General features: G+C 62.7%; 15 protein-coding genes and 1 pseudogene. 4 read left to right on the top strand and 12 right to left on the bottom strand.

The genetic code is table 11. From position 1 onward, the window contains the following. Positions 1-219 precede the first annotated feature (219 nt). The 11 genes from NKJ88_RS25320 to NKJ88_RS25270 form a co-directional block, all read right to left on the bottom strand. Entirely contained in the window at positions 220-387 is a 168-nt protein-coding gene (locus tag NKJ88_RS25320) for a hypothetical protein (protein ID WP_198029700.1), read from the bottom strand. Positions 388-573: 186 nt separating this feature from the next. Next, a complete protein-coding gene (locus NKJ88_RS25315) occupies positions 574-2,703 on the bottom strand; it encodes an ASKHA domain-containing protein (RefSeq protein ID WP_352445995.1) in 2,130 nt (709 codons plus the stop codon). Next, positions 2,654-3,628: a methyltetrahydrofolate cobalamin methyltransferase gene (locus NKJ88_RS25310; protein WP_023670394.1), complete on the bottom strand. Its 975-nt coding sequence runs from the start codon at positions 3,626-3,628 to the stop codon at positions 2,654-2,656. The genes NKJ88_RS25315 and NKJ88_RS25310 overlap by 50 nt, the downstream gene beginning before the upstream one ends. Before the next feature lie 80 nt (positions 3,629-3,708). Then, positions 3,709-4,800 (bottom strand): methylenetetrahydrofolate reductase, encoded by a 1,092-nt coding sequence (locus tag NKJ88_RS25305; protein ID WP_023681780.1) that lies wholly within the window; start codon positions 4,798-4,800, stop codon positions 3,709-3,711. Continuing rightward, complete coding sequence (locus tag NKJ88_RS25300) at positions 4,797-5,408, bottom strand: methylenetetrahydrofolate reductase C-terminal domain-containing protein (RefSeq protein WP_023735231.1); 612 nt, start codon at positions 5,406-5,408, stop codon at positions 4,797-4,799. The genes NKJ88_RS25305 and NKJ88_RS25300 overlap by 4 nt, the downstream gene beginning before the upstream one ends. Beyond that, a complete protein-coding gene (locus NKJ88_RS25295; protein WP_023670397.1) occupies positions 5,401-5,703 on the bottom strand; it encodes a virulence factor in 303 nt (100 codons plus the stop codon). Before NKJ88_RS25295 ends, NKJ88_RS25300 begins: the two co-directional genes overlap by 8 nt. 273 nt (positions 5,704-5,976) lie before the next feature. Beyond that, positions 5,977-6,492: a GNAT family N-acetyltransferase gene (locus NKJ88_RS25290; RefSeq protein WP_081731010.1), complete on the bottom strand. Its 516-nt coding sequence runs from the start codon at positions 6,490-6,492 to the stop codon at positions 5,977-5,979. Next, on the bottom strand, positions 6,480-6,746 hold the full coding sequence (locus NKJ88_RS25285; protein WP_023735234.1) for a type II toxin-antitoxin system TacA family antitoxin: 267 nt from the start codon (positions 6,744-6,746) through the stop codon (positions 6,480-6,482). Before NKJ88_RS25285 ends, NKJ88_RS25290 begins: the two co-directional genes overlap by 13 nt. A 56-nt stretch (positions 6,747-6,802) precedes the next feature. Continuing rightward, positions 6,803-7,585, bottom strand: a complete 783-nt coding sequence (locus NKJ88_RS25280) for a formyl transferase (protein ID WP_352445992.1) — start codon at positions 7,583-7,585, stop codon at positions 6,803-6,805. Between the two features lie 110 nt (positions 7,586-7,695). Then, positions 7,696-8,271, bottom strand: a complete 576-nt coding sequence (locus tag NKJ88_RS25275) for a DUF4893 domain-containing protein (RefSeq protein ID WP_023681777.1) — start codon at positions 8,269-8,271, stop codon at positions 7,696-7,698. A 114-nt stretch (positions 8,272-8,385) separates the two neighbouring features. After that, on the bottom strand, positions 8,386-9,015 hold the full coding sequence (locus NKJ88_RS25270; RefSeq protein WP_023691015.1) for a DUF1638 domain-containing protein: 630 nt from the start codon (positions 9,013-9,015) through the stop codon (positions 8,386-8,388). 65 nt (positions 9,016-9,080) lie between these two features. On the opposite strand from NKJ88_RS25270, the gene NKJ88_RS25265 reads away from it, so the two are divergent. Further along, positions 9,081-9,221, top strand: a complete 141-nt coding sequence (locus NKJ88_RS25265) for an entericidin A/B family lipoprotein (RefSeq protein ID WP_023670401.1) — start codon at positions 9,081-9,083, stop codon at positions 9,219-9,221. A gap of 89 nt (positions 9,222-9,310) precedes the next feature. On the opposite strand, the gene NKJ88_RS25260 is transcribed toward NKJ88_RS25265, so the two are convergent. Then, positions 9,311-10,009 carry a cobalamin B12-binding domain-containing protein gene (locus tag NKJ88_RS25260; RefSeq protein WP_023670402.1) on the bottom strand — a complete coding sequence of 233 codons (699 nt, stop codon included), beginning with the start codon at positions 10,007-10,009 and terminating at the stop codon, positions 9,311-9,313. 261 nt (positions 10,010-10,270) lie between these two features. On the opposite strand from NKJ88_RS25260, the gene NKJ88_RS25255 reads away from it, so the two are divergent. The 3 genes and pseudogenes from NKJ88_RS25255 (at position 10,271) to NKJ88_RS25245 (ending at position 13,464) form a co-directional block, all read left to right on the top strand. Beyond that, positions 10,271-11,845 carry a trimethylamine methyltransferase family protein gene (locus tag NKJ88_RS25255; protein ID WP_023670403.1) on the top strand — a complete coding sequence of 525 codons (1,575 nt, stop codon included), beginning with the start codon at positions 10,271-10,273 and terminating at the stop codon, positions 11,843-11,845. An 89-nt stretch (positions 11,846-11,934) separates the two neighbouring features. After that, the gene (locus NKJ88_RS25250) at positions 11,935-12,621 is read left to right on the top strand and encodes a hypothetical protein (RefSeq protein ID WP_023691016.1); all 687 of its coding nucleotides are present in this window, start codon (positions 11,935-11,937) and stop codon (positions 12,619-12,621) included. Positions 12,622-12,725: 104 nt separating this feature from the next. Further along, positions 12,726-13,464: pseudogene (locus tag NKJ88_RS25245) on the top strand (dienelactone hydrolase family protein). The last annotated feature ends 7 nt before the right edge of the window (positions 13,465-13,471 follow it).

Genomic DNA, 13,471 nt, shown 5'->3' with positions numbered 1-13,471 from the left:
GAGAATTCCCCCACTGTCTCGAAGATCGTACCTCCAGCCGAAATCTCAAGATTCTGGCCCAAGCCAACACGGTTGTTTGATCAGCCACGTCCGCGGTTCTGCGCAGCGCGGATCAGCGCCGGGGCAGCAGCGCGGCGCGCAGCTTGATGTCGGTCGCAGCCGGGACCATGCGGCGGCCCCGGCGCTTGGTCAGCAATTTGCACTTGTCGGCGAAGGTCATCAGCGGCCCGAGCCCAGGATCAGACGCGACAGGTTGGTCTGGGCGTCGATGCGCGGCGACACGGGCCAGCCGATGTCCTTCTGGATTTCGGGTGGCAGGTTGTTCATGGCGCGCACGGCCTGTGCATTCTTCATGACCGCACGAAAACGGCCGAGGGTCTCGAACATCTCTATTCTCCTTTGGAGCGTTGTGGCGGCGGAATAGCCCGGTCCGCCATTCGATGTCCGTTAAATGCTTCACGTCTGTATCGGACGTATTGCGCCAAAACAGCGTTTCGGTTTCCAGATCGGTGCGATCTGGAAACATTTGCATACAAATGAAATTGGGCGAATTGGCGGCCTTCGTAAGACGGCTTATTCCCGGCTGCGCCTGGCGGCATGGCCTTCGCGCGAACGCCGTCGCGGGGCGGCGTCGCCGGCGACGCCATCCTCGCTGACGGTCTTGCGTGGCGGCAATTTCACCGCCGCCGACAGTTTCGGGAACGGATCGACCTTGTTGGGAAGCGCCATGGCGTAGACGAAATGCTCCTGGAATTTCGGCTCCAATGCGGTCTCGATCTTCTCGATGTGGCTGACCGTGTCCTCGATCTCGCGGCGATAGCCGCGGTTGAGCAGCGCCATCCGCGCGCCGGCACCGGCGGCGTTACCGACGGCCGATACCTTGTCGAGGTCGCAGTCCGGGATCAGCCCAAGCACCATGGCGTATTTCGGATCGATGAACGAGCCGAAGGCGCCGGCGAAATGGATGCGGTCGACGTGTTCGGTGTTCTGCTTTTCCATCAGAAGCTTGGTGCCGGCATAGAGCGCCGCCTTGGCAAGCTGGATGGCGCGCACGTCGGTCTGCGTGATGGTGATCTTGGGTTCGCCTTCCTTCAAGACATAAGAGAAGGTGCGGCCGTTGACCGTGACGCGCGGCGACCGCTCGGCCAGCGACCCGTCGATGACGCCATCCTCGGAGATGATGCCGGCGAGGTACATTTCGGCCACGATCTCAATGATGCCGGAGCCGCAGATGCCGGTGACGCCGGTCGCCTGCACGCTATCGAGGAAGCCGGGATCGTCGGACCAGAGTTCAGAGCCGATGACGCGGTATTTCGGCTCGAGCGTATCGGGGTCGATGCGCACGCGCTCGATTGCGCCGGGGGCGGCGCGTTGGCCGCCGGAGATTTCGGCGCCCTCGAAGGCGGGACCGGTGGGCGAGGAGGCTGCGACCACCCGCTTGCGGTTGCCAAGCACGATCTCGGCATTGGTGCCGACGTCGACGATCAGCATCATCTCGTCCTGACGATGCGGGCCTTCCGACAGCGTCACGGCTGCGGCGTCGGCGCCGACATGGCCGGCAATGCAAGGCAGCATATAGAGGCGGGCGCCCTGGTTGAGCTTCAGGCCGATATCGGCGGCCTTGATGCGCACCGCGCCCGAGACGGCGAGTGCGAAGGGCGCGCCGCCGAGTTCGGTCGGATCGATGCCGAGGAACAGATGGTGCATGATCGGATTGCCGACAAAGACGGAATCCAGGATGTCGTTGCGCTGGACATTGCCTTCCGCGCAGACCTTGTCGACCAGGCCCGAGATCGCCTCGCGCACGGCGACCGTCATGCCTTCGCGGCCGTCCGGGTTCATCATCACATAGGAGACGCGGCTCATCAGATCCTCGCCGAAGCGGATCTGCGGGTTGGAGGTGCCTGACGAAGCGGCGACGCGGCCCGACAGCAACGACACCAGATGCATGGCGATGGTGGTCGAGCCGATGTCGCAGGCCAGTCCATAGGCCTCGTTCTTGAGGCCGGGCCAGAGTGCTATGACGCGGGCGATGTCGCTTTCGGCATCCTTGTGGATGGCCGCGGTCGCGGTCCAGTTACCCTTGCGCAGTATGCCTTGCACCTGCGGCATCAGGTAGAAGTCGAATTCGAGGTTTTTAAAGCCCCAATCCTTCATCAAGGCGATCTTGAGGCGGTCGAGATCGCCCAGCGGCTTGTGCATGTCGGGCTCTTCGATCTCGACATAGCACATGCGGATCGCCGAATCGCGGGCGATGACGCGCGTGTCGGCATCCTTGCGGATGGTCTGGGCGTTGATGACCGTGTCCTGCGGCACGTCGATGACGAGGTCGCCGAGAATCTGCGCCGAGCAGGACAGGCGCCGCCGCTCGGGCAGGCCGCGGACGCGCTCATAGCGCTCTTCCTTGGCGCCCTTGGGCGAGATGTGGTCGTTGGACGAGACGATCTTGTGCTTGGCGAAATTGCCTTCCTGCACTTCGATCTGGCAGCGACCGCAGGTGGCGCGGCCACCGCAGACGCTCTCGACATAGACGCCGAGCTGACGCGCGGCATCGAGCACCGGTGTGCCGACGGGAAACCGCCCGCGCTTGCCTGACGGCATGAACAGCACGAGCGGATCAGTAATGTTTGCAGGCGAGTTCACGATTGCGCGCTTATCCCCTGGCCATGCGGGCTTCACGGCCGCCGCGCCGGCGACCGCCATTGCCGCCGCCTTCGCCCGGAGCGTTAACGGCGGTGGGCGCTGCGACCGCCTGGCCGCCTTCGGCCGGTTTGTAATCCTTGTAGGTGCGGATCCAGTTGGTGCAGTTCTCGTCGGTGCCGTTGAGCACATTGGCGCCGCGCACGGCTTCCATTTCCTGCGGGCGAACCGGGTTCATGATAGCGCTAGTCATGCCGGCGCCGATCACCATCGGGATGAAGGCGGCGTTGATGCCGTGGCGGTGCGGCAGGCCGAACGAAATGTTGGACAGGCCGCAAGTGGTGTTGACCTTGAGCTCTTCGCGCAGACGGCGCAGCAACGCGAAGACCTGGCGGCCGGCATCGCCGAGCGCGCCGATCGGCATCACCAGCGGGTCAACGACGACGTCATGCGCCGGAATGCCGAAATCGGCGCAGCGCTGCACGATCTTCTTGGCGACGGCGAAGCGCACATCCGGATCCATCGAAATGCCGGTCTCGTCGTTGGAGATGGCGACGACCGGAACGTTGTACTTCTTGACCAGCGGCAGGATGGCTTCGAGCTTTTCCTCTTCGCCGGTCACGGAGTTGACCAGCGGCCGGCCCTTGGCGACCTTGAGCGCTGCCTCGATGGCGGCGGTCACCGACGAGTCGATCGACAACGGCAGGTCGACAAGGCCCTGGACGATCTCCAGCGTCTGCACGAGCAGGCCGGGTTCGGTTTCGTTCGGATTAACGGAGGTGACGCCGGCATTGACGTCGAGCATGGTGGCGCCGCAGGCGGCCTGTTCCAGCGCATCCTTGATGACTGTCTCGAAATTGCCGGCGATCATCTCGGCGGCCAGCTTCTTGCGGCCGGTCGGGTTGATGCGCTCGCCGATGACGCAGAAAGGCTGGTCGAAGCCGATGATGATCTCTCGTGTCGCCGAGGCGACGATGGTCCGGGTCATGAAGTCTCTCCGCCTGATATAAAGATTTCTTTATATCGTTGTCTGGTTTCATTCAAGCGAATGGCTGGCCGTCCGCGCTGTCAGTGCGCGGTCTTCACCATATCCACCTGCGTTTCGGTAATGTCGTCGTGCAGTATGCTCTCGAGCCGGTCGGCGACCATCTGATCGTCGTGGCGGATCTCACGTTTCCATGGCTGGCGGCCTTTCAGCACACCCGATTCATCGACGATCTCGGCGACATATTCCTCCTGGCGGTAGGCCATCACATGGATGCCGGAGACACCAGGAATTTCCTTCACCTCGTTGATGATGTCGGTGCAGAGCTGCTTGCCTTCCTTCTTCTGGTCCTGCGCACCTTCCAGCCGCTTGATGATGGCGTCGGGAATATGAATGCCCGGCACGTTGGAGCGGATCCATTTGGCCGTCTTGGCCGAAGCCAGCGGGCCGACGCCGCACAGGATGAAAACTTTTTCCGTATGCCCCAAGTCCCGCGCCCTCTGCATGAAGGTTCTGAACATCGGCACGTCGAAGCAGTATTGCGTCTGCACGAACTGCGCGCCGGCGGCGATCTTCTTGCCGAGATGGATCGGGCGGAAATCGAAGGGTGGCGCGAAGGGGTTGACGGCGGCGCCGAGGAAAATTTGCGGCGGCGTCGTCAACTTGCGGCCGGACAGGAACTTGCCGTTGTCGCGCATGATGCGGCAGGTTTCGAGCAACGACATGGAATCGAGGTCGAAGACAGGCTTGGCGCCGGGCTGGTCGCCGGCCTGGACGCCGTCGCCGGTGAGGCACAGCATGTTGGCGACGCCCATGGCGGCACCGCCCAGCACGTCGCCCTGGATCGCGATGCGGTTCCTGTCGCGGCAGGCGATCTGCATGATCGGCGCGTAACCCATGCGGGTCAAAAGCGCGCAGATGCCGACCGACGACATGTGGCAGTTGGCGCCGGAGGCATCGACGGCATTGATGGCGTCGACCCAGCCGTCGAAGATTTTCGCGCGGTTATAGACGTCTTCGGGATCGGCGCTGTCGGGCGGGTTGAGCTCGGTGGTGACCGCGAATTCGCCGCGCCGCAGCACACGCTCCAGCCGGCCACGCGAGGAGTGGCCGGGCAGCGGATCGAGCGGCAGATGGATGCCGGCCGGGTTTTCATCGCGCTGGCGGCCGATCACGCGGCCGCTCCAGTGTTGGCTTTGGCCGCTGCTTCACGGGCCGCTGCCGACTGGGCCGTCACCCGCAGCCAGGCCGAGGTTTCGCGCAGCGACTGGTCGACCGGCTTCTGCACGGTCAGGATCCTGTCGCCATGCTCCATGTTCCGCGAGCCTTCCCAGGCCTTAACCCATACGCAAGGCATGTCGGGCTCGACCTCGCAATTGCCGTTGGCGCGCACACCGCCGCAAGGGCCGTTGCGCAGCTGCTTGGGGCAGTTCATCGGGCACGACATGCCGGTCGAGGACAGGATGCACTGGCCGCACATGCGGCAGTCGAACATGAAGCCTTTTACGCGTTTTTCAACGAACTTGATCGGCGCTTCGACGCGGCCGTAGCCAAGGCCTTTCCACAGCGGATGGAGCAGCAGGAACATGTCTGCGAATCTGGAGTAGAACCATTCGAGCAATCGCGAATGGCGGATCGACCACAGCCTGATCGCAAACGAGCGCTGCACGCGCCGCTGCGGCGATACGTCGGCCGGCTTGTAGTCGGATTTCGGCGCTGCCTTCTTGACCTGCGTGGCCTGGGTCACCGCCGGGCCCCCTTTGCCGGGAGTCGTGTCAGACATTTTCTTTCCCGCCCGCCTTGACCAGAGCGACCAGCCGCTCGCGGTCGTATTTCGCGTCGATGTCGCTGAATGCCTTCTCGACCTCGGCTTCGAGGTCGTCGCCGACCGGGATCGGATCGGCCTTGCGCCATTCGGCGAGGTAATCGTCGGTGCCGCCGGCGCCGGTGCGCATGGCGCACATATCGATCGCCTCGGTGAAGCGCAGCGGCAGTTCGCGCTTGGCGTTCTGCCGGCCCTTCTTGACGATGACCTGGGCGGGGATGTCGCGCCAATAGACGACGATCAGATCGGCCATGAATTCTCTCACTCCCTGTAGAGCGCCGTGCGTCCATGAGGGAAACGACGCTCCACCACTTTGTCCAGCAGGTGCGAGCATTGCCGGATGCGCAGTGGGGCTGCTTGTTATGGGACGACGCGCGCGCATTCAAAAGCGACGCTATTGGACGTCGCAAAAAGAAAGGCAAGAATCTTTGACTTTGTTACGGGCTGAGATGGCCTGAGGCGAGGGTAAGAGGGTGCGTACAAACCGCCTGGCAGGGTGAACATCGCCGCTTTTCCAACAGCGTCGTCATTCGTCCTCGAAGCCGTTTTGTTTCAAATCCGCGATCCGAACAATCATGCTGCGTTTTGGGTCGAATGGGAGATCTTCAAAGTCGAAGGCGAGATAGAAGCCTCTTACATCATCATCGAGCGGATGCGTCAGGACACCGAAGCAGCCTATTTCCCTTGAGAACCGCACCGCTGTTCTCAAGGCGAAAAGGAGAAGCGAACGTCCACAGCCATGACCTTGATACCGCCGGTCCACGGCAAGCTGGCCGAGCAAGATAACTGGAATGGGATCGGGGCGGTTGCGTTGCGCCGATTTTGGCAGATGGGCGCGCTCGATTTGACCCGTGCTTAAGGTGACATAGGCGGCGATAGCCCCGGTCGCGAGATCACAAATGATGCTGGTGCGCGAGGTCCCATCCTGTTGATTGCGCCAGGCATGGCGGCGAAGCCAGTTGTTGAGCGACTCGCGACCGCAATCGAAGGCCTCTCTGTCGTCATCCGCCGCAAGAGGCCGGGGAGGCGTTAGTCCTGCCATACAGGTCGTGAGGCAGCGAGCCTCCGCAGCCCAGGACGGGTTTTCGCGGGAGACTTCGCCCACGCCTCGAACTTTTCCCAATCGGCGGCCGGAATCGTCACGATACGTCCGTCCAGTACCTCCATTTCGGCGGCTTCGACCGCCTTGCGCCTGATAAAGTCGCTGAGATTGGTGTTTGCCTGACTGGCGGCGGCTTCAAGAATGTCACGTTCATCAGAGGTGACGCGGACACTGAGGGGGGCCATATTTGACATCGGCAAACTCGCTTTCTGTATGACAATAGCGTACAAGCCGTCAGATTGACAGTGCCTTACCACACACCCCGGCGCACACCGGTCCAGAGATGGAACCAGATCGTCGGGTGGTACCATTGTTTCGACGGCAGGCCGGGGTCGATCGTGACAAGCTTGCCGTCCAAGGCCCCGCGGACCGCCTCGACGCAGATGTCACGCGAGAACGCCGCCTGGCGCAACGCATAGCTCGAAATAGTGTCGCCGGGCTCCGGCTTGCCGCGCGCCTGTTTCAACACGCCGCCGGTGTCGCCGCCGGCGTCGACCAGATGCACGGTGGTGCCGAAATTCTGGAGATCGCCGCAGGCCAGCGCCCAGTAGCCGCCATTCATGCCGCGGTATTTCGGCGCGATGCCGGCGTGGTAGTTGAGCACCGGGCAGGGCATTTGCGCCAGCGTCTGCCGGGACAAGAGCCGGCAGCCGGCGAGCAGCACCACGCCCGGGCGGATGTCGGCGATCGCCTGCAGGCAATCGGCTGCGTTGGCGGAGGAGACGTGGATGATCTTTTGTCCCGGCTTCGGCTCGGTCTCAAGCTTCTGATCGGCGATGAGCCGCTCTGCGTGGCCAGCGAAGAAGCGCTTGCCGAGCCTCGTCAACACCATCGTGCCGAGTTGACCGATGGCCGAAAACCAGCCCTGGCGGCGCGCCCGGCCGAGCAGCAATTGTTTTTTGGATTCAGGGCTTTCGAGGATGACGCTGACAGGGTCGAGCTGGTCGGCGATGGCGTTGACGATGGCCCAGATGTGCGGCCCGCCTTCGGTGACGATGACGATCGCAGCACTTTTTTCAACCGCTGATGCCATGGCGCGCTTTCTTGCCGGCGCGCAACCATTTGCCGTGCGCTGCCCGGCTCAATTCTGTGCCGGGCGAGGTTAAATCTTGATGACCGCCCGGCCAGCGAGAGACCAACGGATCAGCGCTTGAACTCGATGATGTCGAGTTTCGATTCGTAGTAGGGCGCCGGGAATTCGATGCGCCATTCATTGGCGCTGGTGCGGAAGGCATAGCCGACCTGGTCGCTTTCCGGGCCGCTGCCATAGGGTTTTGGCTTGTTGTCATTGACATAACCGGAGCCGAGATAGATCGCGCGTTTTTCGCTATCGTCGAAGAAACGGCCCTTAGTGCGTTGCGAGCCGCTGACCTTTTCCAGCTGCCAGCCGGAGCCATCGTCCGTGACCTTGCACTTGAACCAGCCATAGATGACCAGCGGGCCGGTCAGGCCCACCTTGATGGTTCGGCATTGCCAGTTGCCGCTCAGGTCCTTGTCGGAAAAGGCCACTATCGGCTTTGCCAGCAGCGCGTCGAGTTGGCTGACCTCAGCCGGGTCTCCCGCTTTTGCCTCGGCCAGCGCCGCCTTGCGGGTCTCGCCATATTTGTGGAGCCGCACCTTGTCGGCAGGCGTGATGATCTTCTGCACCTCGCCGTCGGCGCGAGCGGGCAAGACGAGGCAGAGGAGGCCAAGGGCGGAGAGCAGGACGCGAGGGGTCATCGGGACGTTCCGTGTTCGGATGGCTGAATCAGCCTGTTTGCTTGTTGCTCACAACTTAACCATCCGCGGCGGCCTGTCATCTGTTCTCGACAGCGTCCCGGCTCAAGAACCGCTTCAGGCGTGGGCGGCGGCCTGCGCCAGCCCGGCCGTCAGGTCGCCATAGCCCGTCGAGCGGCGCTCATAGGCGAGGCCAAGCATCTTCGCGGCCTTCTCGGCGACTTTGTCGAGTTCCGGATCGTCGGTCTGGGCGATGTAGATCAGCTTCTGGTAGTTGCCGAAATAGTCCTTGATCAGCTCCGGGTGCTTGTCGAGGCCGAGCGGCTTCATGAAGAAGGCGTCGAACTGGCGGCACAGGAAATCGGTCATGTAGAACGACATCATGTCGTCGTCGGCGACCTTCGCATAGGCGTCCATGCCCTGGTAGAAGGCAAAGCAGTGCGGCCCGGCCATGCGCTCGACGCCGTGCTTCTCCAGGACCCGGTCGAGCATGCCGCCGGTACCGCAATCGGCATAGCCGACGAAGATGTTGCTATAGCCTTCCGCCTTGGCCTTTTCGATCGCCTTGTCCATCGCCGGTGCGATGCGGTCGGGGTAGAAATGGAACTCCGCCGGCAGGCAGGTCAGGTCGAGATGGTCGAGCTTGAGCTGCTCCTTGACGGCCAAAACTTCGCGCGCAATCATTCCACAGGCGATGACCAGCAGCCTGTCGTCTTGGTTCGGTTTCGTTTTTTGCATTCTGGCCATGGAACCCGGTCGAAGCGGCCTTCGTTGCTGTGGGGCGAATCTATCGAGAGAGGGATAAACCGTCCATGAAACTGTTACGCGTTGCGCCGATTGCAATCCTTGCCTGCGTCCTGGCGCTTACGGCCTGTGCCAACACCGTCCGTGGTGTCGGCCGGGATATCAAATCGACTGCCAAAGCCGTCGACGACACCGTCACCAAACCCTGACGCAGCCATCCGTTCCAATAGCTGGGAACAAAAAAGCCGCGCTGCAAGGCGCGGCTTTCGATTGTGGGCCAGACGCCTTACGGAAGAGATCAGGCTGAAGCGCGCATATTATGCTTGCGCTTCATGAAGTCCTTCGCGGTCTCGACCGCCACAGCCGCGTCGCGGCAATAGGCATCGGCGCCGACGGCCTTGCCGAATTCCTCGTTGAGCGGCGCGCCGCCGACCAGGACGACATAGTCGTCGCGGATGCCCTTTTCCTTCATCGTGTCGATGACGACCTTCATGTAGGGCATGGTCGTGGTCAAAAGCGCCGACATGCCGATAATGTCGGGCTGGTGCTGCTCGATGGCGTCGAGGTATTTTTCCACCGCATTGTTGATGCCGAGATCGATGACGTCGAAGCCGGCGCCTTCCATCATCATGCCGACGAGGTTCTTGCCGATGTCGTGGATGTCGCCCTTGACGGTGCCGATCACCATCTTGCCCTGCTTCGGCGCGCCGGTGGCGGCCAGCAGCGGGCGCAGGATGAACATGCCGGCCTTCATGGCGTTGGCCGACAGCAGCACCTCGGGAACGAACAGGATGCCGTCGCGAAAGTCCTCGCCGACGATGCGCATGCCTTCGACCAGAGCTTCGGTCAGCACCTTGTAGGGCACCCAGCCGCGCTCGAGCAGGATGTTGGTGCCTTCCTCGATCTCTTCCTTCAGCCCGTCATAGAGATCGTCGTGCATCTGCTGCACCAACTCGTCGTCGGAAAGCTCGGAGAGGATGATCTCGTCGTCGGCCATTTTTCTCGGGCTCCTTGCCGCACGGGATGCGACCACGGCGGCTTAAAATAATCGCGTCAATACCTAACCCGGCGGGGGCAGGTATCCATAGCTGATTTGCGACTTCCCGCAAAAGGAAAGCGACCGCAAATCTATTGGAATTCTTGTCGATTTTGCGACAGGCGTTGGCGCTGGCGGGCCGTTTCGAATAGGGTGCATGGCTACGATCCGGGCGAGAAGCCGCCATACGCGGCCGCAAACGGTTTTTAGGGAAAAACGATCATGAGTGAAAACGCGTCAGTCGACCAGGAAGCGTCCAATGCGCGACGTGGACGTGCTGCCAGCGGCGGCGCGGCTGCAAGGCGGGCGGCGCGCTCGGGCGGCGGACCGGGCACCCAGCTCACCTATATCAAGCGCAAGATCAACATCTATGAGGTCCTCAACGAGGAAGGCCTGGCGATTATCGAAAACAACACCGATACGGTGCTGGAAGAGATCGGCATCATCTTTCGCGACGACGCCGAGGCGCTGCAGCTTTGGAAAGAGGCGGGCGCCGACGTCAAGGGCGAGCGCGTGCATTTTCCCAAGGGCCTCTGCCGCTCGCTGCTGAAGACCGCGCCGCCCATCTACACCCAGCATGCGCGCAACGCCGAACGTTCGGTGCAGATCGGCGGCAACGCCACGGTCTTCGCGCCGGTCTATGGTCCGCCCTTCGTGCGCGATCTCGACGGTGTCAGGCGCTACGCGACGATCGAGGATTTCCGGAATTTCGTGAAGCTCGCCTATATGGCGCCGTCGATTCACCATTCGGGCGGCACGGTTTGCGAGCCGGTCGACGTGCCGGTCAACAAACGCCATCTCGACATGATCTACAGCCACATCAAATATTCGGACAAACCGTTCATGGGTTCGGTGACGGCGCCAGAGCGGGCCGAAGACACCGTCGCCATGGCCAAGATCGTGTTCGGCGACGATTTCGTCGAAAACAACACCGTGCTGACCAGCCTGATCAACGCCAATTCGCCGATGGTGTTCGACGAAACCATGCTGGGCGCGCTGAAGGTTTATTCGCGTCACAACCAGGCTTGCATCGTCACGCCGTTCATCCTTGCCGGCGCGATGAGCCCGGTCACGGTGGCCGGCACGCTGACGCAGGTTCTGGCAGAGGTGCTGGCCGGCGCCTCTTTCACGCAGTTGATCCGTCCCGGCGCGCCGGTGCTGTTCGGCACCTTCGCCTCGTCGATCTCCATGCAGTCTGGTGCGCCGACCTTCGGCACACCGGAGCCGTCGCTGGTTTCCTACGGCGCCGCACAGCTTGCCCGCCGGCTCGGTCTGCCGTTCCGCACCGGCGGCTCGCTCTGCGCCTCCAAGGTTCCGGATGCGCAGGCCGCCTACGAGAGCGCCAACACGCTCAACTCGACCATTCTTGCCGGCACCAATTTCGTCCTGCATTCGGCCGGCTGGCTCGAAGGCGGACTGGCGTCCTGCTACGAAAAATTCATGATGGACATCGATCAGCTCGGCATGACGCAAAAGTTTTCCGAAGGCGTCGACCTCTCGGAAAACGGCCAGGCGATGGACGCCATCCGCCAGGTCGGCCCGGGCAGCCACTATCTCGGCTGCGACCACACCCAGGCCAATTTCCAGACCGCCTTCTACCGCTCCAGCATCGCCGACAACAATTCCTACGAGCAGTGGCTGGCCGAGGGCGAGAAGACAGCGCCGCAGCGCGCCAACGAACTCGCCCGCCGCTGGCTGGAGACCTACGAGGCGCCTTATCTCGATCCGGGCATCGACGACGGCCTGAAGGACTACATAGCGACGAAGAAGGCGTCGATGGCTGACGCCTTCACCTGAAAGGAGCCCGAGTCAGGCGGGGCTAAAGTCGCCAACATCATCCACAAGGAAGTCTGGCGGAGCGCTTTCTCCGACCCGGACAAGAAGGGATGATTGCGCGGCGCCGGGCTGACGAGATAGCGGCCGCGCTTTCCGCCGACGGCCTCATCCTGCGCGGCGGCTTCAATTTCGCAACAAGCGAAACGCCGCCGCATGGCCCTTCAGTTGCCCCCGCCAAATCCGTGCTGTTGGTGGGGCAGGCGGGAGCGGCACCCTGGCCGCATTTCCTGCGCTGGCGCGACCGGCAACCGCAAACCATTGCTAATCCGCTCGACACATGGTCGCGCGCAGTGATCGGTGCGGTGGCGGAGAAATTCGGCGCGCGCGCCGTTTCGCCTTCGGACAGACCTTATCTGCCGTTCCAGCAATGGGCGATGCGAGCGGAGGGGCTGAGACCGTCGCCGCTGGGCATCCTGATGCATCCGCAGTACGGGCTCTGGCATGCCTATCGCGGCGCGTTGCTGTTCGAGGATGAGATCGCGCTTCCTGAACGTCGCGAAGCGATTCACCTTTGCGACGCCTGTGTCGCAAAACCTTGCCTGAAATCCTGTCCGGTTGACGCCTATTCCGCGGATGGTTTCGCTCATCAGGCTTGTCTGGCGCATGTGCGCGGATCGAAGGGCGAACCATGCCGCGGCGGCGGCTGCCTCGACCGCAACGCCTGTCCGTATGGCACGGCCCATCGCTATCCGCCTGAGGTTCAGGCCTTTCACATGACGGCGTTTGCCGGCCTGTAGCCGGGTCGAAAGCCCGCACAAAGTGTTGAACGGGATTGTCAGGGAACGGCTTGCCCTGACGGTGCCTGCTTATATGTATCGCACGACATTTAACGGAGCGGGCCATGGCGAAGCAGGACATTGAGATCAAGACCGGGGACGGCGTGGCGAAAGCCGGGCTGTTCCGCTCGGCGACCGCTTCCTCGTCCAGGGCCGGCATCATTCTCTATATGGACGCTTTCGGTCCGCGACCGGCGCTCGACGCAATGGCGGAACGGCTGGCAGGCGAGGGCTATGCCGTGCTGGTGCCGGATCTTTTCTATCGCAAAGCACCCTACGGGCCGTTCGAGCCCAAGACCGCTTTCGTCGTCGAGGAGACCAAGGTCGCGCTGACGGCGTTGGTCCACGGCACGACACAGGACATGACCATCCGCGACAGCAGGGCGTTCCTCGACACGCTTACCGCTGAAGGTGTCACCGGACCGGTCGGTGTCGTCGGTTACTGCATGGGCGGGGGCGCGGGCCTTGAATGCGGCTGCAACCTATCCCGATCGCATCGTGGCGGCGGCGAGCTTCCATGGCGGCAATCTGGCCAGCGATGCCGCCGACAGCCCGCACCGCAAGGCCGCAATGATCAAGGCGCGCGTCTATGTCGGGACATCGGGCGTCGACCGCAGCTTTCCGCCGGAGCAGTCGGCGCGGCTGGTCGAGGCGCTGCGCGTGGCGGAGGTCGACCACGCCATCGAAAACTATGCCGGCATGGCGCATGGCTGGTGCGTGTCGGACCACAGCGTCTTCAACGCGGCCGGCGCCGAACGTCATTGGAAGCGACTGACGACGCTGTTCGCCGAGACGCTGATCTAACGAGGCG

Source organism: Mesorhizobium sp. M0016, assembly GCF_040324035.1.
GTDB lineage: Bacteria > Pseudomonadota > Alphaproteobacteria > Rhizobiales > Rhizobiaceae > Mesorhizobium.
The sequence above is the reverse complement of the archived record's forward strand: the minus strand, read 5'-3'. Positions and strand labels throughout refer to the sequence as shown.